Consider the following 22,795-nt stretch of genomic DNA (forward strand, 5'->3'; position numbering starts at 1 on the left):
AAAGCGCGCTTCCTATAATCGCGGGCACTCTCCCGGTTTTAACACCGCGCCTGGATTCCGCCATGACATCCCCTCCGCACGCCCCGCGCCTGCTGCACCTGCCCGACGAAGCCGCCACCGAAGCCCTGGCGCGGCAACTGGCCCCCCTTCTGGACGGCCGTGCCGGCATGCCTGCGGGGGGGCGCATCCACCTGTCGGGCGACCTCGGGGCGGGCAAGACGGCCCTGGCGCGGGCCCTGTTGCGCGCATGCGGCGTTCAGGGCCGGATCAAGAGCCCGAGCTATGCATTGCTTGAATCTTATAAAATTTCTAGCTTATACTTCTATCACTTTGATTTTTATAGATTTAGCGATCCGCGCGAATGGCTGGACGCCGGGTTCAGGGATTTATTGAGGGACGATGCGGTCGTCCTCGTCGAATGGCCCGAGCGTGCCGGGGACGTGTTACCGCCCCCCGATCTGCTGATCGCCCTGGAGTATGCCGGCCAGGGGCGTGATGCTGGCCTGACCGCTTACACCGCTCGAGGACAAACATGGTTGAACGCGATCAACACCCCGCCCTCGACGTAGGCTCCCCCAAGCGGCGGCGCCTCATCAGTGTCGCCGCCACGCTGCTGGTGCTGCCGGTGCTGCCCAAGCTGGCGCAGGCGGCCACCATCCTGGCGGTGCGTACCTGGCCGGCCGAGGAATACACCCGCGTCACGCTCGAACTCGACCACGAACTGAAGGCCGAGCACTTCACGCTGGAGAATCCCCACCGCCTGGTGGTGGATATCGAAGGCCTTTCCGTCAGCGCCGCGCTGAACGACTTGGTCCGCAAGGTCCGCCCCGACGATCCCTACATCAGCGGCCTGCGCGTGGCGCAGAACCGCCCCAACGTCGTGCGCATCGTGTTCGACCTGAAGCAGTCCGTGGCGCCGCAGGTCTTCACGCTCAAGCCCGTCGCCGACTACCAGTACCGCCTGGTGCTCGACCTGTATCCCAAGATCGCGCAAGACCCGCTGGTGGCGATCCTGAACAAGCAGGGCGGCCCCGACGTCGAAGATCCGCTGGCGCGCGTGCTGGACGAGATCGCGCGCAACGGCGCAGTCCAGGGCGGCGGCGATGGCGGCGTCCCCCTGGCCAAGGGCCAGGAAACGGCGCCGGTATTGCCCACGCCCACGCCGCGTCCGCCCGTGGCCGTGGCGCCGCCCGTCACGCCCTCCACGCCCCGCTCGGCGGCCGGCCGCAAGCGCATGCTGACCGTGGCGCTCGATCCCGGCCATGGCGGCGAGGACCCGGGCGCCATCGGCGGCTCGGGCCTGCGCGAGAAAGACGTGGTGCTGCGCATCGCGCGGCGCCTGAAGACGCTGATCGACGCCCAGCCCTACATGCGCGCCTACCTGACCCGGGACGACGATTTCTTCGTGCCGCTGCACGTGCGGGTACAGAAGGCGCGCCGCGTGCGCGCCGACCTGTTCGTGTCGATCCACGCCGACGCCTTCATCAAGCCCACCGCCAGCGGCACCTCGGTCTTCGCGTTGTCCGAACGCGGCGCCAGCAGCACGCAGGCGCGCTGGCTGGCCAACAAGGAGAACGCGGCCGACCTGATCGGCGGCGTCAACCTGGGCTCGCACGACCGCCAGGTGCAGAAGGTGCTGCTCGACCTGTCGACCACCGCGCAGATCAACGACTCGCTGCGGGTCGGCACCGCGCTGCTGGACGAGTTGCGCAAGATCAACCGCCTGCACAAGAACGAAGTCGAGCAGGCGGGCTTCGCGGTGCTGAAAGCGCCGGACATTCCGTCGGTCTTGATCGAGACCGCCTTCATCAGCAACCCGCGCGAAGAGAAACTGCTGCGCTCGGAAGCGCACCAGGAGAAGCTGGCGCAGGCCATCATGACGGGCATCGGACGCTACTTCACGGCCAATCCGCCGCTGGCGCGGCTGGGCGACGTGAGCTAGGGCCTGTCGCATCTTAAGCGAGCGATCGGTCCGGATTCAGCGTGGCCGGCCAGGCTCTGTCGCCTGCCGGACGCTTTCCTTCCGCACCCGGTCTCTCGCTGGCGGACATGGGCTTCCCGGCGGGACGGGAAGCCCATCCGCCGTGGCAGTAACCACCGGCTGAAAGCGTGACATGGCACGGCCCGCCATGATGATGGGCCGGGCCCTCTCGCCTCATCCCGAGGCGTCCTCCAGAATCATCCTCGCGCCCTTCTCCGCCACCATCATCACGGCGCCCTGCGTATTGCCCGACACCATCGACGGCATCACCGAAGCGTCCACCACGCGCAGCCCCGCGATGCCGTTGACCCGCAGGCGCGGATCGGTGACGGCATCCGCATCCGATCCCATGCGGCAGGTGCCGATGGGATGGTAGATGGTCTGGCCGTTGGCGCGCGCGAAGTCGAGCCATTCGTCGTCCCCCTGCACGTTTTCGCCCGGGCTCATCTCGTGGGCCACGTACTGCCGCAAGGCGGGCTGCGACACGATGCGACGCGCCAGCTTCATGCCTTCGACCAGGCTGCGCCGGTCTTCTTCGGCCGCCAGGAAGTTGGGGCGGATGGAGGGCCCCATCAGGGGATCCTTCGACTTGATGTGGATGCTGCCGATGGATTCGGGCCGCAGTTGCGCCACGCCGATGGTCATGCCCGGCTCGCGGTCCAGGATGCGCTCGGCCGCGTTGGCGTAACTGGCGTGCACGAAGAAGTACTGCACGTCGGGCGTGGGCAGGTCTACGCGCGTGCGCACGAAGCCGTGCACCAATCCCGTTCCCAGGGTCAGGATCCCCTTGCGCATCGCGTAGTACCGCGCCACCTGCCGCGCCAGCCGCAGGCCGCGCGACATCTCGTTCAGCGTCACGGCGTTGCGCACCCGCCAGTTCATGCGCGTGGCGAAGTGGTCGATGTAGTGCTCGCCGACGCCCCTGCGCGCCAGCACCACGCCGATGCCATGCTGGCGCAGCAGTTCGGGGTTGCCCACGCCGGACAGCTCCAGCAGTTGCGGTGTCTGCACGGCGCCCAGGCACAGCAGGGTCTCGCGGCCCGCGCGCGCCTGCAGCGTCTTGCCGCGCTGCGTGTATTCCACGCCGACGCAGCGCGTGCCCTCGAACAGCAGCCGCGTGACCTGCGCGCCGCACTCCACGGCCAGGTTCGGCCGCTTCAGGGCGGGCTTCAGATAACCGTCGACCACGCTCCAGCGCTGGCCGCGATGCTGCAGCACCTGGTAGTAGCCGAAGCCCTCCTGGCTGGCGCCGTTGTAGTCGGGGTTGAGCGTCTGCCCGTCCTGCCGCGCGGCCCGCAGGAAAGCATCGGACACCGGATAACGCTCGGCGACCTGCTCCAGGTGCATCGGGCCGTCATGTCCGCGCGAGGCGTCGCCTGGCGCGTAGTTCTCGATCTGCCGGAAGACGTCCCTCACATCGGCCCACCCCCACCCCGTGGCCCCGGCACGCGCCCAGGCGTCGTAGTCGCCGGGCTGGCCACGCACGTAGATCATGCCGTTGATCAGCGTCGAGCCGCCCAGCCCCTTGCCGCGCGGCACCGAGATCACGCGGCCGCGCGTGTTGTCCTCGGGCTCGGTGGCGAAGCGCCAGTTGAAGCGCGGATCGGTCAGCAGCTTGCTGAAGCCGGCCGGTATCGAGATCCACATGCTGGAGGCATGCTCGCCCGCCTCCAGCACCAGGACGCGGTGGCGGCCGTCCGCCGTCAGGCGGTTGGCCAGGATGGCGCCGGCGGTGCCGCCGCCGACGACGATGTAGTCGAACCCGCTGGCTTGCTGGTCCATGGGTCGCCTCGCGCTACGCCGCGCCGGCGCCGTTGCCGACGCCCAGGAAGCGCGCCATCAGTTCGATCTGGCAGGCCAGCATCGGCCCCCCCGGCTGCACCTTGCAGCCGCGCGCGCGCGCCTCGGCCATCAGCGCCGTCTCGGCCGGCTGCATGATGACCTCGCACACCCATTGCGCCGGGTCCAGGCGCTGGACATCGACCGGCAGCGCATCGCCCGGCTTCATGCCCAGCGGCGTGGCGTTGACCACCACGTCCAGGCCCGCCGGATCGTAGGTGCCGATGCGCACATCGGCCTGGGGATACAGGGACAGCACGCGCGCCTTCAGGTCCTCGGCGCGCGACGCCGTGCGGTTATAGACGGTCAGGCTGCTGACGCCCGCCTGCACCAGCGAGAAGGCGATGGCATTGGCCGCGCCGCCCGCGCCGGCCAGGTAGGCGCTCTTGCCCTTCAGGTCCAGGCCCGCCTGCGCCAGGCCGGTGACGAAACCTTCGCCATCCAGCATGTGCGCCACCAGCCGGCCCGAGGCCTCGCGGCGGATCACGTTGGCCGCGCCGATCTTCTGGGCAACTGGCGTGACCTCGTCGCACAGTTCCAGGATGGCGGTCTTGTGCGGCATGGTGACGATGCTGCCCGCCAGGTTCTCCATGCCGCGCATGGCCTGCAGGGCGGTGGCCAGGTTCTGTGGCCGGACATGCAGCGGCACCAGCACGCCGTCGTAGCCCAGGCGCGCCAGGTGCTCGTTCATGCGCTGCGGCGTTTTCACGTGTTCGATGGGATCGGCCAGGATGGCCATCACCTTGGTATAGCCCGTGATTTCTCTCATGATCGGTCTCAGGAAGATTGTTCGAGTTGGCGCAACGCCACCTGGCGGATGCCTTCGCCATCCAGCTGATAGTGCTTGTACAGCGTGGTGGGCGGCGCGATCAGGCTGTATTCGTCGTGGATGCCATGGCGGACCAGCCGCGTGCCCGTGCCGGCGTCGGCCAGCACCTCGGCCACCGCCGAGCCCAGGCCGCCCAGTACGTTGTGTTCCTCGACCGTCATCAGCAGGCGCGACTGGCCGGCCGCGGCCAGCACGGCCTGGCGATCCAGCGGCTTGATGGTGGGCATGTCGATCACGCCCACCGAATAGCCCTGCTCTTTCAGTGCCGCGGCGGCCTCCAGCGCGGCATGCAGCGTGATGCCGCAGGCGATGAGGTTCAGGTCGCTGCCCTGCGAGTGCACGATGGCGCGGCCGAACACGAAGGGCGTGCCGTCGGCGTACACCTGCGGATCGCGGCCACGGCCGATGCGGAAATAGATCGGTTCGGGCCAGTCCGCCGACGCCTCGATGGCGGCCGTCAGTTGCGGGCCGTCGGCGGGCGACACCACGGTCAGGCCGGCGATGGCGCGCATGGTGGAAATGTCTTCGGTGGCATGGTGCGAGGTGCCGTAGAAGCCCAGGCTGATGCCCGTGTGATGGCCGATCAGGCGCACGGGCAGCCTGGTGTAGGCCACGTCCATGCGGATCTGCTCGCAGCACAACAGCCCCAGGAAGGAGGCGAACGTCGCCACGAAGGGCATGTGGCCGCAGGCCGCCAGGCCGGCGGCGGCCGACACCATGTTCTGTTCGGAGATGCCGAACTGCACGTAGCGCTCGGGATAGGCCTCGGCGTAGCGGTTCAGGCCGTTGGAATACTGCAGGTCGGCGGAACCCGCCACCACGGGATGGCCGGCTTCGGTCAGCGCGATCAGGCCCCTGGACAGATAGTCCAGGCCGGGGTTGATGGCGTTCAGCGCGCGGTACTGCCAAGAATCGGAAGAAAGAAGGGTATGGCTCATTTCAGATTTCCCGCGACATGATCTCTGCGATGGCGGCCTCGGCATCGGCCGGCGCCAGATAGCCCAGGTGCCAGCCCGGCTCGGTTTCCATGAACGACACGCCCTTGCCCTTGAGCGTGCGCGCGATCACGCAGGCCGGACGCTGGCGCGACGCATCGGCGCGCAGGCGCCGCAGCAGCGCGGTCAGCTCGCGCAGGTCGTGGCCATCGACCTCGTGCACGTCCCAGCCGAAGGCGCGCCACTTCTCGCCCAGCGATTCGATGCCCATCACGTCGTCGACCTTGCCGTCCAGTTGATAGCCGTTGCGGTCGACGATGGCCACCAGCCGGTTGAGCCTGTTGTGCGCGGCGAACAGCGCCGCTTCCCACACCTGCCCTTCCTGCATCTCGCCATCGCCCAGCATGACGAAGGTGTGGTAGTCGAGTTTGTCGAGCCGCCCGCCCATCGCCATGCCCACGCCGTTGGACAGCGCGTGGCCGATGGACCCCGAACTGAAGTCCACGCCCGGCACCTTGCTCATGTCGGGGTGGTCGCCCAGCGGGCTGCCCAGGCGGGTATAGCCATCCAGCAGTTCGCGGCCGATGAAACCCAGGTCGGCCAGGATGGGAAACAGGCCCACGGCGGCATGGCCCTTGCCCATGAGAAAGCGGTCGCGGCCGGCCCAGGCGGGTTCGCCCTGGCGCAGCCGCATCACGTCGTAGTACAGCGCGGCAAAGATCTCCGCGCATGAAAATACCGAACTGTAGTGGCCGACCTTGGCGATCTCGATCAATCGGATCGTCTCCAGCCGGACGAAGCGGGCTTTTTCCCGCAACCGCTCGATCTCCTCCGAGGTGGGATATGCCGGTACATGCGTCATGGCGCTGTTCCTTGTGGTTGAAGATATATCATATATAATATACCTACCCGGCTTGAATTGGGGTTCGCCAAGCTAGAATCAGTGCCCACGCCGCATCTTTTCCTTCCTGCCCGCCCCCCATGACCACTCTGAAGCCCGTTAAAAAAGAGAACCTGTCCGTCAAGGTCTACAACGAGCTGCGCAATGCCCTGATCGACGGGCAGTACGAGCCCGGCGAGCGCCTGATCATCGGCGAACTGGCGGCTGAACTGGGGGTGTCCATCACGCCCGTGCGCGAAGCCATCTTCCGCCTGATCAGCGAACAGGGCCTGGAAATGCAGGCCGCCACGGCGGTGTACGTGCCCTTCGTCAACTCCGAGCGCCTGTGGGAGATCTACCAGATCCGCCTGCAGCTCGAAGGCCTGGGCGCGGCCGAGGCCGCCAAGAAGATCACGCCGCATCAACTGGACAACCTGGTGTCGCTGCAGCGCGACTTCCTGGCCAACACGGCCACCGATCCCAAGCGCGCCAGCTACCTGAACCGCAAGTTCCACTTCTCCATCCTGGAAGCCGCGCGCATGCCCACGCTGCGCAACACGGTGGAGTCGTTCTGGGTCATCACCGGCCCGCTGTTGAAGGTCTTCCACGTGAAGACGGCGGGCCTGGACTATTCCGAAGACCGCCACCGCCACGAAGCCGTCATCGAGGCGCTGCGCGCGCGCGATTCGCAGGCGGCCTCGCAGGCCCTCCAGGACGACCTGCGCTGGGGCGGCAAGATGATGATCGACTGGCTGATCGCACGGGAAAAAGAGCAGGCCGACGGCGAGGCCCGGCCCGAGCCCGCCGCCCGCGCCGCTCGCAAATGAGGAGACGACAGGATGTTGAAGGCGTTTGGCGCGCCCAGCCGGTACTACCAGGGACCGGGCGCGATCGATGAACTCGGCCGCTGGGCGGCGGTGTTCGGCCGCCATGCGGCGCTGGTCATAGACGGTTATGTACACGGCGTGCTGGGCGGCAAGCTCGCGGCGCTGTGCCAGGCGAACGGCGTGGCCCTGCACGCGCTGGTGCTGGAAGGCGACCTGACGCCGGACGTGGTGGCGCGGCTGCGTGGCCAGGCCGGCGCGCTGGGCGCCGACATGGTCATCGCGGTGGGCGGCGGCAAGGCGCTGGACGCGGGCAAGGCCGTGGCCAGGCACCTGCACCGCCACCTGATCACCGTTCCCACCGTGGCCTCCAACGACGCGCCCACCAGCAAGAACTACGTGCTGTACGACGAGCACCACAATCTGCTGGCGGTGGAGCACATGCTCTTCAATCCCACGCTGGTGCTGGTCGATACCGCGGTGGTCGCCACTGCCCCGCCGCTGTTCTTCCGCGCCGGCCTGGGCGATGCCATCTCGAAGAAGTTCGAGGCCGCGCAATGCGCCGCCAACGGCGGACTGAACATGTACGACGCCGCCCCCACGGTCACGGCGCAACGGATTGCCGACGGCTGCGCGGCCACGCTGCTGGCCGATGGCGAGGCGGCGCTGGCGGCCGCGGGCACCGGCCAGACCAGCCCGGCCTTCGAGCGCGCCGTGGAAGCCATGATCCTGATGAGCGGCCTGGGCTTCGAGAGCGGCGGCCTGTCCATCGCGCACGCGCTGACGCGCGGCCTGTCGAAGATAGCGGGCGTGGAGAAAGCCTTGCATGGCATGCAGGTGGCGTTGGGCCTGTTGGTTCAGCTCGACCTGGAAGCGCGCGATGACGGCGTGCGTGAAGAACTGCTCGAATGGTATGGCCGCGTGGGCCTGCCGCGCACCTTGCGCGAACTGGGCGCCACGCGCATCGACCAGGCAGAACTCACGCTGTGCGCCGACCTGACGCTGAAAGCGCGCCATGCCGCCAATTTCCCGCGCAAGCTCGGCGTGGCGGAACTGGCCGGGGCGTTGCAGCGGCACGCGGGCTGAGCCTGGCCCGGGCGGGTCCGTTCAGGGCCCTGGCATCTGCCTAGAAGTTGACGTTGTCCCCACCCTTGAGCCCCAGCTTCTCGCGCGCCTCGGCGGGCGTGGCGACTTCCAGGCTCAAGGCCTCGATCACCGTACGGATCTTCTCGACCTGCTGGCGGTTGGATGCCGCCAGTTCGCCCGGACCGATCCACAGCGAATCCTCCAGCCCCACGCGCACGTTCGAGCCCATGGCCGCGCCAAGGGTGGCCAGCGGAATCTGGTTGCGCCCGGCGCCCAGGATCGACCACTCGTAGTCGTGGCCGAACAGGCGGTCGGCGGTGCGGCGCATGTGCATCAGGTCTTCGGGATGGGGGCCGATGCCGCCCATCAGGCCGAACACCGACTGGATGAAAGGCGGCGACTTGACCAGGCCGCGGTCGACGAAGTGCTTGAGGTTGTACAGGTGGCTGATGTCGTAGCACTCGAACTCGAAGCGCGTGCCGTTGGCATTGCCCAGGTTCAGGATGGTCTCGATGTCCTGGTAGGTGTTGCGGAACACCAGCGAGCGGCTGTTCTCCAGGTGCGCCCGCTCCCACTCGTGCTCGAACTCCTTGAAGCGGTCCAGCATCGGGTACAGGCCGAAGTTCATCGATCCCATGTTCAACGAGCACACCTCGGGCGCGAAGGTGGTGGCGGGCTTCATGCGCTCTTCCACCGTCATGTGCGGGCTGCCGCCGGTGGTGATGTTGATCACCGCGTCGGTCTCGGCCTTGATGCGCTTGAGAAAGGGCTCGAAGTACGCCGGGCCCTGGGTCGGCTTGCCGGTCAAGGGATCGCGCGCATGCAGGTGCAGCACCGCCGCGCCGGCCTGGGCCGCGCCGATGGCGGCGTCGGCGATCTCGTCCGCCGTCACGGGCAGGTGAGGCGACATGCTGGGGGTGTGGATCGCGCCCGTCACGGCGCAGGTGATGATGACCTTGTTCCTGGGCTTTGCCATTAGTCTCTCCGTTCTTGTTTATGCCGCAACAACCGCATCAGCGCGTCGTCGCGCCAGAATCGCCGCGCCGGCAGCTCCGACGCGTCCAGTTGCTGGCGCCGCTGCCGTTGCAGCTCGCCGACCAGCTCGCCCTCCCAGGGCACGCATGGCTGCTGCGTGGCGCCGATGGAGGCATACAGTCCGCCGTAACGGGCGCAATAATCCGCGATGCCGCCCGGCGCATTCAGGTCTATGGTCTCGAACGGGCCCATGAAGGACCAACGCAGTCCCAGGCCGTCCTTGACCGTCACATCGATGTCCTCGGCGCTGGCGATGCCCGCCTGCACCAGGCGAAACGCCTCCTGCAGCAGCGCGCCCTGCAGGCGGTTCAACACGAAGCCCTCGATCTCGCGGCGCACGGTCACGGGCTTCTGCCCCACCGCGCGCATGATCTCGCCGGCCCGCTCGATGGCGGCCGCGTCCGTCCACGGCGCGCCGCTCAGTTCCACCACCGGCACCAGGTACGGCGGATTGACCGGATGCGCGACCAGGCAACGGGCGCGTCCGGGCAGCGCTTCCGTGAAGGCGCTGGTGGGGATGCTGGACGTGGAACTGCCGATGACGGCCTCGGGCGGCGCCAGGCGGTCCAGTTCGGCGAACAGGGCCTGCTTGACCTCCAGCCGCTCGGGCGAGTTCTCCTGCACGTAGTCTACGCCTGCCAGCGCGTCGGCCAGGGTCTCCGCCACGTGGACGCGTAGCGCGATGCTCTGGGCGTCTTGCAGCAAGCCGTGCTTTTCCAGGGCGAGCAATTGCTGGCGCACCAGCCTGGGAGCCTCGGCGCGCGCGTTGGCGTCCGGATCATGCAGCCGCACCTGCCAGCCGCTGCGCGCGAACACGATCGCCCAGCCCTGCCCGATCAATCCGCAACCGATGATGGCAACGGTGGACATCGCGCCTCCGGTCAGTAGAGTTTCTGCGTGAAGCCATCGACCACGATGGCCTGGCCGGATACGCTGCGCGCCGCGTCGCTGGCGTTGAACAGCACCATGTTGGCGATGTCGCGCGCCGTCACCATGCGGCCCAGCGCGGCCTGGTGCTCGTAGCGCGCGGCGACCTCCGCCACCGGCTCGCCCAGCGCCTCGGCCTTGGCGGCGATCACGGCACGGATGCGCGGGCCTTCCACCGCGCCCGGCAGGATGGCGTTGACGCGGATGCCGAACTGGCCCAGCTCGATGGCCAGCGACTTGGTGAAGCCGATCACCGCCCACTTCGACGCCGAATACGCCGAGCGGCCCGCGAAGCCCAGGTGGCCGGCGGCGGAAGACAGATTGATCATCACGCCGGCCGGCGAGGCCTTCAGCATCGGGATGGCCAGGCGCGCGCACAGGAACTGGCCCGTCACGTTCACGGCCAGCGTGCGGTCCCAGTCGGCCTTGCTGAGGGTCTCGACCGCGCCGGTCGGACCCGCGATGCCGGCGTTGTTGACCAGCACGTCCAGCCCGCCCATGCGCTGCTCGACCTGCCGGAACAGGGCCGCCACGCTGGCCTCGTCCGACACGTCGGCCACCAGGCCGTGGATATCCGGAAACGCCTGCCTGAGGTCCGCCAGCCGGGCCTCGTTCACGTCGCACACGAACACCGTGGCGCCGGCGGCGTGGAACACGCGCGCCATCTCCAGGCCCAGGCCATCGGCCCCGGCGGTGACCAGCACCTTGCGTCCCGCGAACTGCACATCCTCGAACATGGTCTCGTCTCCTTTGTTTTCCAGCCGGGCGCGCCGCCGCGGCATCAGGTCATCAGCCAGCCGCCCGCCACATCGAGCACCTGCCCCGTCACGAAACGCGCCTGGTCGGACGCGAAGAACAGGCAGGCATCGGCCACTTCCTCGGGCGTGCCCAGGCGGCGCAACGCGGTGACCCGCGCCACCGCGTCGTTGATCTCCGTGGGAACGCTCTTTAGCAGCGGCGTGCTGATGCGGCCGGGCGCCAGGCCGTTGACGGTCACGTCGAACTCGCCCAGCTCGGCGGCCCAATGGCGCGTCAGGCCCAGCAGCGCCGACTTGGTCGCCGCGTAGTGCGCCGCCACGATGTCGCAGTAGGCCTTGCCGGCCACCGAGGACATGTTGACGATGCGTCCGCCGCGCTGTTGAACCATGTGCGGCGCGCACAGGCGCGCCATGTAGAACGCGCTGTTCAGGTTCACGGCCACCACGCCGTCCCATTCGGCGGGCGGCATCTCCCACACGCGCAGGGCCTTCCCGTTGGTCTTGGGCGAAATGCCGACGTTGTTGACCAGGATGTCGATGCCGCCCAGCTCCGACGTCAGTTCGGCATGCGCGCGTTCGCAGGCGGCGAAAGTGGACACGTCGGCTTGCGCGAAATGCGCGGTGGCGCCGGCCTTGCGCAACGCATCGCGCAAGGCATTGCCGCGGCCGGCATCGAAGTCGACCAGGCCCAGGCGCGCGCCGGCATGGGCGAAACCATGGGCGATGGCCGAGCCGATGCCGCCCGCCGCCCCCGTCAGCAATACGGTCTTGCCAGAAAGCCCCTCGAAGCCGCTCATGCCGTCCCCCCGACACCGCCCGCCGCTGCGCTGAAGGGGCATTGGCGCTTCATGTTCATGCCGCCACCTTCAACACGATCTTGCCGATGTGCGTGCTGCTTTCCATCAGCGCGTGCGCCTCGCTGGCGCGCTCCAATGGGAACTCCGCGTGGATCACCGGCAGGCAGCGGCCCTGTTCCAGCAGCGGCCACACGTGCCGCACCAGCGCCTGCCCGATCTTTCCCTTGTCCTCGACCGAGCGCGGACGCAGCGTCGAGCCCGTGAAGGTCAGCCGCTTGGCCATGATGGGCATGGCGTCGATCGTCGCCTTGCTGCCTTCCAGGAAGGCGATCTGCACCAGGCGCCCATCGACGGCCAGGCTGCGCACGTTGCGGTCGATGTACTCGCCGCCCACCATGTCCAGGATCACGTCCACGCCCTTGCCGCCGGTCAGCGTGCGGACTTCGTCGGCGAAGTCGGCTTCCCTGTACAGGATGGTGCGCTCGGCGCCCGCCGCGCGGCAGGCCTCGGCCTTGGCCGCGTTGCCCACGGTGGTCCAGACGCGCGCGCCGAAGGCCGAGGCCAGCTGGATCGCCGTCAGGCCGATGCCGCTGGAGCCGCCGTGCACCAGCAGCGTCTCGCCCGCCTTCAGGGCACCGCGCTCGAACACATTGGTCCACACGGTGAAGTAGTTCTCGGGCAGGCAGGCCGCGGCGCGCGGGTCCATGCCCTTCGGCACCGGCAGGCAGTGGCGTTCGTCGGCCAGGCAGAATTGCGCGTAGCCGCCGCCCGGCGTCAGCGCGCAGACCGGCTCGCCCACCTTGCGGTCCTGGACCTCCGGCCCCACGGCCGAAATGACGCCCGAGACTTCCAGCCCCAGGTACGGCGAGGCGCCCGGCGGCGGTGGGTACGCGTCCGCGCGCTGCAATACCTCGGGCCGGTTGACGCCGGCATAGGCCACCTGGATCTCGACCTGGCGGCCGGTTGGCGCAACGCGCTCGCGCTGCGCCACATGCAGGCATTCGGGCCCGCCGCCCTTGCCGTGATCGATGAAACTGAACGTCTGGGACATGTCGTCGCTACCTCCTGGGCATCCGGCTCAATGGCCGAGATAGGCCCGTTTCACGTGGGGATCGTTGAGCAGCTCCTGGCCGGTGCCGCTCAACACGATGGAACCGTTCTCCAGCACGTAGCCGCGATCAGCCAGCCGCAGCGTGCGGAACACGTTCTGCTCGACCAGCAGCACGGTCACGCCCTGCTCGGTGACGCGCCGGATCACGTCGAACATCTGCTGCACCAGCAGCGGCGACAGGCCCAGCGACGGCTCGTCGAACACCAGCAGGCGCGGGTCGGCCATCATGCCGCGCGCGATGGCCACCATCTGCTGCTCGCCGCCCGATAGCGAGCCGGCGCGCTGCGCCAGGCGCTCGCGCACGCGCGGGAAGATCTCCAGCACCTCTTCCATGCGTCTGGCCGCGTCGGCGCGCGCGGCGCCCTTGTACGACCCCATCACCAGGTTGTCGCGCACGGTGAAGCTGGGAAACAGTTGGCGGCCCTCGGGAATCATGGTGATGCCCGCGTCCACGATCTTGCCCGGCGCCTGGTTGGTCAGGTCCTGTCCGTTGAACTCCACCTTGCCCTGCGTGGCGGGAATCACGCCGCACAGGGTCTTCAGCGTGGTGGTCTTGCCGGCGCCGTTGGCGCCGATCAGCGTGACGATCTCGCCGGGGCGGACTTCGAAGTCCAGGTCGTACAGCACCTGCGTCTTGCCGTAGCCGGAACTCAATGCCGATACCTTAAGCATCCTGGTACTCCTTGCCCAGATAGGCCTCGATGACCTTGGGGTTCTCCACCACCTCCTTCGGATGCCCGCTGACCAGCACAGCCCCCTCGTTGATGACGATGATGCGATCCGACAGCGCCATGGTGGCCTGCATCATGTGCTCGATCAGCAGGATGGACACGCCGGAATCGCGGATGCGCCGGATCATCTGGATGGCGCGTTCGATGTCGGCCGGGTTCAGGCCCGCCATCACCTCGTCCAGCAGCAGGATGCGCGGCCGGGTGGCCAGCGCGCGGGCCACTTCCAGGCGCTTCATGCCGCCCACCGTCAGGTTGCGCGCCTCGATGTGCAGCGACTTGCCCAGGTCGGTCTGCCCGGCCACCTGCAAGGCGATCTGTTCGGCCTCGTCCCGATCGGACGTCCCGATGAAGGCGCCCAGCATGATGTTCTCCAGCACGGTCAGGCCGGTGAACGGACGCGCGATCTGGAACGTGCGCCCCATGCCCTTGTGCGCCAGCTCGTCGGGCGTCCTGCAACTGACCCAGGCACCGTCGCGGTCCAGCATCGTCACCGTGCCCTTGTCTTGCGGGATGAAGCCGGAGATCAGGTTGAACACCGTGGTCTTGCCGGCGCCGTTGGGACCGATCATGCCCAGGATCTCGTTCTGGTACAGCGTCAGCGACACGTCGTTGGTGGCGCGCAGCCCGCCGAAATTCTTGAACAGGTTCTTGGCCTGCAGCACCGGTTTCTCCAGGTCGATGCGGTGCATGCCCATGGGAACGGGCGGCGGGGCTGGCTTGGGTTTGCGCGTGCCCAGGTACGGCAGGCTGTTGACCCAGCGTTCGACGGTCGGGCCGAACGCGCCGGCCAGGCCGCGCGGAATCGTCAGCACCACGATCACCAGGATGACGCCGTACACCACGCCGTGCATGCCGTTGCCCACGCTGCTCAGCCAGCCGCGCGCCAGCTCGGCGATCGGCAACACCAGGAACGTGCCCGCAATGGGGCCGGCCACCGTGCCCAGCCCGCCGATCAGCGCGAACATGGCCAGCTGGATCGACAATTCCAGCGAGAACGCCGAGGCCGGATCGACGAAGGTGAGATACGTGATGTGGAAGGTGCCGATGATGCTGGTCAGCATCGCCGAGGCCACCGCCGCCATGATCTTCATCCTGACGGTGTGCACGCCCACGGCGCGCGCGGCCTCTTCGCGTTCGCGGATCGCGATCAGGTAGTGGCCCGCGCGCGACTTGCGGATCATCCACGACACCCACAGCGCGAACAGGAACAGCCCGAACGCGATGATCAGGTAGTTGACCTTGTCGCGGAACACGATCCACTTCCAGCCTATGTTCAGCGGCAGGCTGATGCCGCTGGAGCCGCCGGTCCAGCTCTCCTCGTGGATGACCAGCAGGCGCACCACTTCCAGGATGGCGATGGTGGACAGCGCGAAGAACGGTCCCTTCAGGCGCATGGTCGGGTAGCTGATCACCACCGCCACCAGGCCGGAGATGACGGCGCCCGCCAGCATGCCGATCCACGGGGTGATGGCGAAGTTCTGCGTCAGCAGCACGGCGGTGTAGCCGCCGATGCCATAGAACACGGCGTGGCCCAGGGACAGCTGGCCGGCATAGCCGCCCACGATGTTCCAGGCGGTGGACAGCGCGGCGAAGACGAACAGCAGTACGAAAAGGTTGAGCCAGAAGGCGGAGCCCAGCACGATGGGCACGCAGAACATCACGGCCAGCAGGATGAGGCCGACGTAGGTCTTGGGGCTGCGGAAATCGGGTAGCACGTCGGTCTCCTTATTCCGTGACGGTGCCGAACAGTCCGGTCGGCCGCAGGGTGAGGATCAACAGGAAGATGCCGAAGTACACGACTTCCTTCAGGTCGGGCGCGATGTAGTAGCCGGCCAGCGTGTCGACCACGCCGATGATCAGCGAGCCGGCCACGGCGCCGTACAGGCTGCCCAGGCCGCCCAGCACCACGATCACGAAGGCGGTCAGCACGAAGTACGTGCCCACGGTGGGGAACACCGGATACTGCGGCGCGAGGAGTCCCGCGGCCACGCCCACAAAGGCGGTGCCCAGGCCGAACGCGATCACGTACACCGCGTTCACGTTCACGCCCATCAGCAAGGCGGCATAGCGGTGCTGCGCCACCGCGCGCAAGGCGCGGCCCAGGTAGGTGCGATGCATGAACAGGTGCAGCAGCACCGTCAGCACGATGGCCACCAGGAACGTGATGAGCTGCCCGCTGACCAGCGTGAAGCCGCCCGCCGAGAGCACCGAGGTGCCCAGTTGGGCCGGCGCGCGCACCACGTTGGCGCCGAACACCACCAGCGCCAGGTTGAACAGGATGGTGGAAAGCCCCACCGTGGCGAAGATCTGGATGTGCTCATCCGCGTTGAGCAGGGGCTGGATGATGACCCGCTGGGTGAGCGCGCCCAGCGCGAACAGGATGACCGCCACCGGCACCAGGCCGGCATAGGGATGCACACCCAGGTGCGTGGCGATCAGGTAGACGAGATACATGCCCACCATCAGGAACTCGCCGTGCGCGAAGTTGACCACGCGCACCACGCCGAAGATCAGCGTCAGTCCCAGGCTGATGATGATGTAGGCACCGCCCAGCAACAACCCGTTGATGAGCAATTGAACGAATATATCCATTGTGCTGCCTCGCAAGCATGGGCAGCCGGGACGCTGCCCCGGCAGCGCCCGACCCGCACCTGTCTGTCGTTCTTATTTGTTGAAGACCGGCTTGCCCTGGGCAAGCCCCTTCGGCGCGATGGTGACCAGCTTGCCGTCCTGCCACTGCATGACGTAGAAGGTCGAGGCCTTGTTCTGGCCGTCCTCGCCGAACTCGAAGCCCCAGCCGTTGGCGGTCTGGCCGCCGGGCTTCTTGTAGGCCAGCACGGCCGCGCGGATCTTGTCCGGATCGGTCGACTTGGCATTGGCGATGGCTTCGAAGATGGCCTTGGCGCCCACGTAGTTGGTCAGGCTGTGGCCCGACTGGGGATCGCTTTTGTAGGTGGTCTTGTAGGCTGCCAGGAACTTGTCCAGGCCGGGCGCGCCGGCCGGATTGATCGACGACTGCGGGAAGTCCAGGTCGAACACGCCGTTCATGCCCTCGCCCACGGCCTTCGCGGTGTCGGCCAGCGAATAGCCGCCGCCCGCGCCGATCACGATCTTGGGCGCGAAGCCCGCCGACCTGGCCTGGTTGAAGTACAGGATGGCGTCGTTCTGGTAGGCCGTCTGCAGCACCACGTTCACGTCGGCGCCCTTCAGGCGCAGGATGAGCGAGGACAGGTCGACCGTCTTGGCCGAGTACGGCAGCACTTCGGCCACGGTATAGCCCAGTTCCGCCGCGCGCTTCTTCTCGGTGGCGGCCACGTCGGTGCCGTAGGGGCCGTCTTCGTGGATGATGCCGATCTTGATGCTCTTGGGATCCATGCCCATGCCCGGCGCGATGATGTCGTGCAGGGCATCCACCACCGCCACGCCATACAGCGCGGTGTTGGGGTTGGTGCGGAACAGGTACTTGTAGCCGCGCGTGGTGATCTTGTGCGCGGTGGCGCCCAGCTCGAAGTACGGGATGCCGGCCAGTTCGGTCACCGGCGAGGCGGCGTACGAGATGCCCGACGCATAGCTGCCGAACACGCCGATCACGCCCGAGGACGTCAGGCGCTTGGCTTCCGACACGGCCTGGGTGGGATCCACCGCGTCGGCCTTCAATATCTGGATCTTCTCCCCGTTGACGCCGCCGGCCGCGTTGATTTCATTCACGGCCAGTTCCAGGCCGCGGTAGCTTTCCTGGCCCAGCAGGGCCAGCCCGCCGCTGAAGGGGAACAACGCCCCGATCTTGATATCGGCCAGCGCGGCCCCACTGGCCAGCATGCTGCAAGCACCAATCGCCAGTGCCAGTTTTTTGACTTTGAACATTTGTCTCGCTCCTGTCTCGTTTGGAAAACGGCATACCCCTCGTACGGCGGGTCTTATTAAAATATATGATATATGATGTATTTATTTAGACCCTAGCCGCCCAAGTCTAAATTAGGTCTTCCCATACCGAATTGGTAATTTCCCTAAAGCGGGCGAGGCGACCGGCCAGGATGCCCCTCGCAAGAGGCCCGCCCGGCATGTCGCGGCGGATTCCGGTCTCAGACATGCAGCGCCGCTCCTTGCGCGGCCAGCACGGCCTCATGCAGCGCCTCGCCCAGCGTCGGGTGCGCGAAGACCGATTCCATGAGGTCCGCCTCGGTCGCCTCCAGCCCCATCGCCACGCCGTGCGCCGCAATCAGTTCGGATGCCTCGGCATGCACGATGTGGCTGCCCAGCAGTTCGCCCGACGCCGCGTCGAAGATCGTCTTGGCCAGCCCTGCGCCCTCGCCCGCGGCCAGCGCGCGGCCATTGGCCGCGAACGGGAAACGGCCGACGCGCAGTTCGCGGCCATGCTCGCGCGCCCACTCGCGGGCGCGCGCCTCCGTCCACCCCAGGCTGGCCACCTGCGGAAAGGTATACGTGCAAGCCGGGATGCGGCGCGTGTCCAGCGCATGCGCGGGCAGGCCCGCAATGGCCTCCATGCAGCGCACGGCCTCGTGGCTGGCCTTGTGCGCCAGCCACGGCGCGCCCGCCACGTCGCCGATGGCGTACACGCCGGGCTGCGCGGTGCGGCCCAGGCCGTCGGTGACGATGTGCGTATTGCGCACCTCGACGCGCGTGTGCTCCAGGCCCAGGTCTTCCACGTTGCCGACGATGCCCGCGGCGCTGATGGCGCGTTCGACATACAGCGCGGCTGGCGCGGCATCGCCCGTGAAGGCCACGCGCAAGCCCTGCGCGTCGACACGCGAGGACGCCACCCTGCAGCCCGTATGGATGCGGATGCCCTGCGCCTCGAAGGCCTTGCGCGCCACCGCCGCGATCTCGGCATCCTCCTGGGGCAGGACCTGCGGCGCGGCCTCGACCACGGTCACGTCGCTGCCCAGTGCCCGGTAGAAGCAGGCGAACTCCATGCCGATGGCGCCCGCCCCCACCACCAGCAGGCTCGCGGGCAAAGACGAGGGCGCCAGCGCTTCGCGATAGGTCCACACCCGTTCGCCGGGCGGCAATTCGGGCAAGGCGCGGGCGCGCGCGCCGGTGGCCAGCACGATGTGCTGCGCCTGCATTCGCGGGCCGTCCTGAACCTGCACCAGCCCCTCGCCCAGCAGCGAGGCCCGGCCCTGGATGACGGTGACGCCATGCTTCTTCAGCAGATGCGCCACGCCTCGCCCCAATTGCCCGGCGATGGCGCGCGACCGCGCCACCATGGCATCGAGCCTGGGCTCGATGCTGCCCTGGATGGACACGCCTGCTTCGGCCGCCGCGCGGCAGGTGCGCAACACGGCCGCGCTGTGCAGCAGGGCCTTGGTGGGAATGCAGCCCCAGTTCAGGCAGATGCCACCCAGGGCCGCGCGCTCGGCCAGCGCGGTGCGCAGCCCCAGTTGCGCCGCGCGGATGGCGCCCACGTAGCCGCCCGGGCCGCCCCCGATCACCAGTACGTCGTAGCGGTCTTGGCTCATAGCAGGATGCGCAAGGGGTTTTCGATCAGGCCGCGGAAGGTGGCCAGCCAGCGGGCGCCGACGGCGCCGTCGATGGCGCGGTGGTCGGCGGACAGCGTCACGGTCATCACACGCGCGGCGATCACGGCGCCCTGCTCGCCGACGACGGCGCGGCGTTCGGCGGTGCCCACCGCCAGGATGGCGGCCTGCGGCGGATTGATGATGGCCGCGAATTCGCGCACGCCATGCATGCCGAGATTGCTGATGGTCATCGAGCCGCCCGTGTAGTCCTCGGGGCGCAGGCGATGTTCACGCGCCCTGGCCGCCAGAGAGGCGATCTCGTCGGCCACCTGGCCCAGCGACTTGCGTCCGGCATCGCGCACGATGGGCGTGGTCAGGCCGCCCTCGGTGGCCACGGCCACGCTGATGTCCGCCGAGGCATGGCGCAACAGCGCGTCCGGCTCCCACGAAACGTTCACGTCCGGCACTTCGACCAGGGCCCGCGCGGCGGCCTTGACGATGAAGTCGTTGACCGAGATCTTGCGGGCCGCTTGCCTGTTCACCGCTTCGCGCAGGTCCAGCAAGGCGTCCATGCGGCAATCGACTGTCAGGTAGAAGTGCGGGACGGATTGCTTGCTTTCGCCGAGCCGGCGCGCGATGGTGCGGCGCATGTTGGTGTGGGGGATGCGGGTGGCTGGCGCACCGGATACGGACGCGCCCGCGGGGACTGCGCCCGCGTGGGATACCGCGCCCGATGCGGCCGTGATCGGTGCCGCGCCGGCCGATGCCGTTGCGGCCCGTGCCGTGTGCGCAGCGTCTCCGGTAGCCGCCATCGTCCCGGCGGCATCGACATCGCGCTTCACGATACGGCCACGCGGGCCGCTGCCCGCCAGGCTTGCCAGCTCGATGCCTCGCTCCAGCGCCAAACGGCGCGCCAGCGGGCTGGCGTGGATACGCTGGCCGCTATCCTCGCCACCCGATGATGAGGCAGAGGCGTTCTGCGCTGACGAGGCAACCAATGCCACCTCGGACACGTTGGCCGCCGCTGCGGCTGCGCCATGAGACGGGCCTGCGGAAGCCGCCTTGGCGCCCTCCCTGCCTACGCCCGCCTCCTCCAGCGCCCGCTCGACGTCCTCGTCCTGCTCACCCTCCGCGCGGATCACGCCCAGCACGGTATTCACGTTCAATTGCGCCGGCCCCGCGGCCACGATGATGCGCGCCAGCACACCGCCCTGCTCCGCCGCGATCTCGACCACCGCCTTGTCCGTTTCGATCTCGGCCAGCACGTCCCCCGTCCGGACCCCCTCGCCCTCCTGCTTCAGCCAGCGCGACAACGCGCCGCCCGCGCTGTCGGCCGCCACGGCGGGCAGCTTGATCACTTCAGCCACGACTCGCTCCTTGCGCGCCAGTGCCCGCATCCGCTTCACCCAGGTCCGCCAGCACGTCCCTCAGGCCGGCCATCACTTCTTCCTCGCCGGCAAAGGCCGCGCGCTCCAGCACCTTGGAAATGCTGGGCGAAGCCTCGCCGCCCGTCACCCGTTTCACCGGCTGGTCGAGCCAGTCGAACAGGCGGCGCTGGATCTCGTCGGCCAGCATGGCGCCATACGACGTGCCGCGCGCGCCCTGCTCCACGATCAGCACGTTGTTGGTCTTCTTCACGCTGGCGCCGATGGTGTCCCAATCCAGGCTGGCGCGGTCCAGCGTGCGCAGGTCGATCACCTCGGCGTCCACGCCGCTGGCCCCGACCGCGGCCAGCGTCCTGGCCACCATGGCGAGATACGTCAGGATGGTGACCTTGCCGCCGGAACGCCGCACCGCGGCGCGGCCGAACGGGATGTGGAAATCCAGGTCCCCGGCGGGAATCTCGTCCACGGACGCGTACAGGTCCACATGCTCGATCACCAGCACGGGATCCTTCGACAGCAAGGCCGTGTTCATCAGCCCGATGTAGTCGTGCGCGGTGGACGGCGCCACGATGCGCCAGCCGGGCGACGTGGCCACGATGCCGGCCGGGTCCATCGAATGCTGCGAGCCGTAGCCCGTCCCCATCGCCACCTTGGTGCGCAGCACCAGCGGCACGTCGATGTCGCCGCCGAACATGTGGCGCGCCTTGCCGATCTGGTTGAAGATCTGGTCGGCCGCCACCCACATGAAATCGGGATACATGAACTCGACCACGGGCTTGTAGCGCCCGTCCATGGCCAGCCCCCCGCCCAGGCCCGCGAACGCGTTCTCGGAAATCGGCGTGCCCAGCACCCGATCCGGAAAGCGGTCCTTCAGGCCACGCGTGGCGCCGTTGGTGCCGCCCTTCAGGCGGTGCACGTCTTCGCCCAGCACGACCACGCCCGGGTCGGTTTCCATGCGGCGGCCCAGCACGTCGGCCACGGCATCCACCAGCTTGCGCGGCACGGTCTGCCCCGTGTGATCGGCGGCTTCCAGCACGCGCATGCCATCGAACTCGGACATGTCGCTGCGCAGTCCCACGTCGCGGAAATCCGGGCTGGGCCACAGCTCGGGCCGGATGCGGCGCTTGCCGTCCGCCAGGGGCTCGGTCAGGCGCTGCGCGATCTCTTCCATCACCCGTTTGCACTGCCTGCGCAAGGCATCGACGCGCGGCGCGTCGATCAGGCCGCGCTCGATCATGCGCGCGGCCAGCATGTCCAGCGGATCGCGGGCGCGCCACGCCGTTTCCTCGTCCTTGGGGCGATAGCCGAACGCGCTGCCCGGAAAGGGACCGTTCTGGTGGAAATAACGGTAGACGTCGACCTCGATCAGCGTGGGACCGTTGCCGGCCCGCATGTGCGCGACGGCCTCGCTCATGGCCAGGTGCACGGCCAGCGGGTCCATGCCGTCGACGTGCCACGCCGGGATGTTGAAGGCCAGCCCGCGCGCGGACAGGCGCGGCTCGGCGGTGGCCTCTTCCACCGTGGTCGACACCGCGTAGCGGTTGTTCTCGACGAAGAAGCACAGCGGCAGCTTCCACGCGGCGGCCAGGTTCATCGACTCCAGCACCGAGCCGATGTTGATGGCCCCGTCGCCGAAGTACGTGACGGCCACGCGGCCGGTGCCGGCGTGGCGGTGTGCCCAGGCCGCGCCGGCGGCCAGCGGCACGCCGCCGCCCACGATGGCGTTGGTGCCCAGCGCGCCGGCTTCCAGCCAGCGCAGGTGCATCGAGCCCCCACGGCCTTTGCAGTAGCCCTGCGACAGCCCCATGATCTCGGCCAGCGTGCGCTGCAGCACCGTATCCACCTCCGGCGTCAGCGGCGCGGCCGGGTCCAGCCCGGCAGGCGCCACGTGCTGCAAGGCCTTGGCCAGGAACTGGTGATGGCCGCGGTGCGAGCCGTTCACCTGGTCGCCCGCGCCCAGCGCCAGCACCGAACCCACGGCGCCGCCCTCCTGGCCGATGGACGAGTGGGCGGGACCATGCACCAGCCCGACGGCGGCCAGGTCCAGCACGGTTTCCTCGAAGGCGCGGATCCAGTGCAGTTGCGTCAGCATCGCGCCCAGCAGGGCCGGATCGGCCGCCTGCCAATCGCGCGGTTCCGCGATCAGGGTGCGCCACGGCGCCGCTGGCGCCAGGGCTTCATATCGGGACATACGGGT

Annotated in this window: 20 protein-coding genes; 4 read left to right on the forward strand and 16 right to left on the reverse strand. The window is 68.3% G+C overall.

Annotation, left to right across the window (positions count from 1 at the left end):
• Nucleotides 1–62 precede the first annotated feature (62 nt).
• Both tsaE and A6745_RS02675 read left to right on the forward strand, forming a co-directional pair.
• Nucleotides 63–569 (forward strand): tRNA (adenosine(37)-N6)-threonylcarbamoyltransferase complex ATPase subunit type 1 TsaE, encoded by a 507-nt coding sequence (tsaE, locus tag A6745_RS02670; protein WP_066123162.1) that lies wholly within the window; start codon nucleotides 63–65, stop codon nucleotides 567–569.
• Nucleotides 533–1,942, forward strand: coding sequence for an N-acetylmuramoyl-L-alanine amidase (locus A6745_RS02675; protein ID WP_066123164.1), 1,410 nt, complete (start codon nucleotides 533–535; stop codon nucleotides 1,940–1,942). The genes tsaE and A6745_RS02675 overlap by 37 nt, the downstream gene beginning before the upstream one ends.
• Nucleotides 1,943–2,155: 213 nt before the next feature.
• On the opposite strand, the gene A6745_RS02680 is transcribed toward A6745_RS02675, so the two are convergent.
• From A6745_RS02680 to A6745_RS02695, 4 genes are read right to left on the reverse strand one after another with little or no spacing between them, the layout of a single operon-like run.
• A complete protein-coding gene (locus A6745_RS02680) occupies nucleotides 2,156–3,763 on the reverse strand; it encodes a GMC family oxidoreductase (RefSeq protein ID WP_066123165.1) in 1,608 nt (535 codons plus the stop codon).
• 13 nt (nucleotides 3,764–3,776) lie between these two features.
• Nucleotides 3,777–4,589: a shikimate dehydrogenase family protein gene (locus A6745_RS02685; RefSeq protein ID WP_066123167.1), complete on the reverse strand. Its 813-nt coding sequence runs from the start codon at nucleotides 4,587–4,589 to the stop codon at nucleotides 3,777–3,779.
• 8 nt (nucleotides 4,590–4,597) lie between these two features.
• On the reverse strand, nucleotides 4,598–5,587 hold the full coding sequence (locus A6745_RS02690; RefSeq protein WP_066123169.1) for a transketolase family protein: 990 nt from the start codon (nucleotides 5,585–5,587) through the stop codon (nucleotides 4,598–4,600).
• Nucleotide 5,588: 1 nt separating this feature from the next.
• Nucleotides 5,589–6,446 carry a transketolase gene (locus A6745_RS02695; protein WP_066123170.1) on the reverse strand — a complete coding sequence of 286 codons (858 nt, stop codon included), beginning with the start codon at nucleotides 6,444–6,446 and terminating at the stop codon, nucleotides 5,589–5,591.
• 119 nt (nucleotides 6,447–6,565) lie between these two features.
• Here A6745_RS02695 and A6745_RS02700 point away from each other — a divergent pair, with 119 nt between their 5' ends.
• A complete protein-coding gene (locus A6745_RS02700; protein ID WP_066123174.1) occupies nucleotides 6,566–7,291 on the forward strand; it encodes a GntR family transcriptional regulator in 726 nt (241 codons plus the stop codon).
• Nucleotides 7,292–7,303: 12 nt separating this feature from the next.
• The gene (locus A6745_RS02705; protein ID WP_066123176.1) at nucleotides 7,304–8,374 is read left to right on the forward strand and encodes a glycerol dehydrogenase; all 1,071 of its coding nucleotides are present in this window, start codon (nucleotides 7,304–7,306) and stop codon (nucleotides 8,372–8,374) included.
• 40 nt (nucleotides 8,375–8,414) lie between these two features.
• Here A6745_RS02705 and A6745_RS02710 read toward each other — a convergent pair whose 3' ends face one another.
• From A6745_RS02710 to A6745_RS02765, 12 genes are all read right to left on the reverse strand, one after another.
• A complete protein-coding gene (locus A6745_RS02710) occupies nucleotides 8,415–9,350 on the reverse strand; it encodes a BKACE family enzyme (RefSeq protein ID WP_066123178.1) in 936 nt (311 codons plus the stop codon).
• The gene (locus tag A6745_RS02715) at nucleotides 9,350–10,279 is read right to left on the reverse strand and encodes a 3-hydroxyacyl-CoA dehydrogenase (RefSeq protein ID WP_066123181.1); all 930 of its coding nucleotides are present in this window, start codon (nucleotides 10,277–10,279) and stop codon (nucleotides 9,350–9,352) included. Before A6745_RS02715 ends, A6745_RS02710 begins: the two co-directional genes overlap by 1 nt.
• 11 nt (nucleotides 10,280–10,290) lie before the next feature.
• Nucleotides 10,291–11,073: an SDR family oxidoreductase gene (locus A6745_RS02720; protein ID WP_066123182.1), complete on the reverse strand. Its 783-nt coding sequence runs from the start codon at nucleotides 11,071–11,073 to the stop codon at nucleotides 10,291–10,293.
• 44 nt (nucleotides 11,074–11,117) lie between these two features.
• On the reverse strand, nucleotides 11,118–11,891 hold the full coding sequence (locus A6745_RS02725) for an SDR family oxidoreductase (RefSeq protein ID WP_066123186.1): 774 nt from the start codon (nucleotides 11,889–11,891) through the stop codon (nucleotides 11,118–11,120).
• A gap of 55 nt (nucleotides 11,892–11,946) precedes the next feature.
• Nucleotides 11,947–12,942 (reverse strand): NAD(P)H-quinone oxidoreductase, encoded by a 996-nt coding sequence (locus A6745_RS02730; RefSeq protein ID WP_066123188.1) that lies wholly within the window; start codon nucleotides 12,940–12,942, stop codon nucleotides 11,947–11,949.
• Between the two features lie 27 nt (nucleotides 12,943–12,969).
• Entirely contained in the window at nucleotides 12,970–13,674 is a 705-nt protein-coding gene (locus A6745_RS02735) for an ABC transporter ATP-binding protein (protein WP_066123189.1), read from the reverse strand.
• Nucleotides 13,667–15,448, reverse strand: coding sequence for a branched-chain amino acid ABC transporter ATP-binding protein/permease (locus tag A6745_RS02740; protein ID WP_066123193.1), 1,782 nt, complete (start codon nucleotides 15,446–15,448; stop codon nucleotides 13,667–13,669). Before A6745_RS02740 ends, A6745_RS02735 begins: the two co-directional genes overlap by 8 nt.
• Nucleotides 15,449–15,458: 10 nt before the next feature.
• Nucleotides 15,459–16,325: a branched-chain amino acid ABC transporter permease gene (locus A6745_RS02745; protein ID WP_066123195.1), complete on the reverse strand. Its 867-nt coding sequence runs from the start codon at nucleotides 16,323–16,325 to the stop codon at nucleotides 15,459–15,461.
• 72 nt (nucleotides 16,326–16,397) lie between these two features.
• Nucleotides 16,398–17,597, reverse strand: a complete 1,200-nt coding sequence (locus A6745_RS02750) for an ABC transporter substrate-binding protein (RefSeq protein WP_066123197.1) — start codon at nucleotides 17,595–17,597, stop codon at nucleotides 16,398–16,400.
• A 218-nt stretch (nucleotides 17,598–17,815) separates the two neighbouring features.
• On the reverse strand, nucleotides 17,816–19,213 hold the full coding sequence (gene lpdA / locus A6745_RS02755; protein ID WP_066123199.1) for a dihydrolipoyl dehydrogenase: 1,398 nt from the start codon (nucleotides 19,211–19,213) through the stop codon (nucleotides 17,816–17,818).
• On the reverse strand, nucleotides 19,210–20,580 hold the full coding sequence (locus A6745_RS02760) for a pyruvate dehydrogenase complex dihydrolipoamide acetyltransferase (RefSeq protein WP_156513257.1): 1,371 nt from the start codon (nucleotides 20,578–20,580) through the stop codon (nucleotides 19,210–19,212). Before A6745_RS02760 ends, lpdA begins: the two co-directional genes overlap by 4 nt.
• A complete protein-coding gene (locus A6745_RS02765; protein ID WP_066123203.1) occupies nucleotides 20,573–22,789 on the reverse strand; it encodes an alpha-ketoacid dehydrogenase subunit alpha/beta in 2,217 nt (738 codons plus the stop codon). The genes A6745_RS02760 and A6745_RS02765 overlap by 8 nt, the downstream gene beginning before the upstream one ends.
• Nucleotides 22,790–22,795: the final 6 nt, after the last annotated feature.

Source organism: Bordetella ansorpii, from assembly GCF_900078705.1.
Classification (GTDB): Bacteria; Pseudomonadota; Gammaproteobacteria; order Burkholderiales; family Burkholderiaceae_B; genus Bordetella; species Bordetella ansorpii_A.

Excerpts from the sequence above, each read along its gene's own strand:
- tsaE (WP_066123162.1), top strand. The coding sequence starts at position 63 with ATGACATCCCCTCCGCACGCCCCGCGCCTGCTGCACCTGCCCGACGAA.
- A6745_RS02675 (WP_066123164.1), top strand. The coding sequence starts at position 533 with ATGGTTGAACGCGATCAACACCCCGCCCTCGACGTAGGCTCCCCCAAG.
- A6745_RS02680 (WP_066123165.1), bottom strand. The coding sequence starts at position 3,763 with ATGGACCAGCAAGCCAGCGGGTTCGACTACATCGTCGTCGGCGGCGGC.
- A6745_RS02685 (WP_066123167.1), bottom strand. The coding sequence starts at position 4,589 with ATGAGAGAAATCACGGGCTATACCAAGGTGATGGCCATCCTGGCCGAT.
- A6745_RS02690 (WP_066123169.1), bottom strand. The coding sequence starts at position 5,587 with ATGAGCCATACCCTTCTTTCTTCCGATTCTTGGCAGTACCGCGCGCTG.
- A6745_RS02695 (WP_066123170.1), bottom strand. The coding sequence starts at position 6,446 with ATGACGCATGTACCGGCATATCCCACCTCGGAGGAGATCGAGCGGTTG.
- A6745_RS02700 (WP_066123174.1), top strand. The coding sequence starts at position 6,566 with ATGACCACTCTGAAGCCCGTTAAAAAAGAGAACCTGTCCGTCAAGGTC.
- A6745_RS02705 (WP_066123176.1), top strand. The coding sequence starts at position 7,304 with ATGTTGAAGGCGTTTGGCGCGCCCAGCCGGTACTACCAGGGACCGGGC.
- A6745_RS02710 (WP_066123178.1), bottom strand. The coding sequence starts at position 9,350 with ATGGCAAAGCCCAGGAACAAGGTCATCATCACCTGCGCCGTGACGGGC.
- A6745_RS02715 (WP_066123181.1), bottom strand. The coding sequence starts at position 10,279 with ATGTCCACCGTTGCCATCATCGGTTGCGGATTGATCGGGCAGGGCTGG.
- A6745_RS02720 (WP_066123182.1), bottom strand. The coding sequence starts at position 11,073 with ATGTTCGAGGATGTGCAGTTCGCGGGACGCAAGGTGCTGGTCACCGCC.
- A6745_RS02725 (WP_066123186.1), bottom strand. The coding sequence starts at position 11,891 with ATGAGCGGCTTCGAGGGGCTTTCTGGCAAGACCGTATTGCTGACGGGG.
- A6745_RS02730 (WP_066123188.1), bottom strand. The coding sequence starts at position 12,942 with ATGTCCCAGACGTTCAGTTTCATCGATCACGGCAAGGGCGGCGGGCCC.
- A6745_RS02735 (WP_066123189.1), bottom strand. The coding sequence starts at position 13,674 with ATGCTTAAGGTATCGGCATTGAGTTCCGGCTACGGCAAGACGCAGGTG.
- A6745_RS02745 (WP_066123195.1), bottom strand. The coding sequence starts at position 16,325 with ATGGATATATTCGTTCAATTGCTCATCAACGGGTTGTTGCTGGGCGGT.
- A6745_RS02750 (WP_066123197.1), bottom strand. The coding sequence starts at position 17,597 with ATGTTCAAAGTCAAAAAACTGGCACTGGCGATTGGTGCTTGCAGCATG.
- lpdA (WP_066123199.1), bottom strand. The coding sequence starts at position 19,213 with ATGAGCCAAGACCGCTACGACGTACTGGTGATCGGGGGCGGCCCGGGC.
- A6745_RS02765 (WP_066123203.1), bottom strand. The coding sequence starts at position 22,789 with ATGTCCCGATATGAAGCCCTGGCGCCAGCGGCGCCGTGGCGCACCCTG.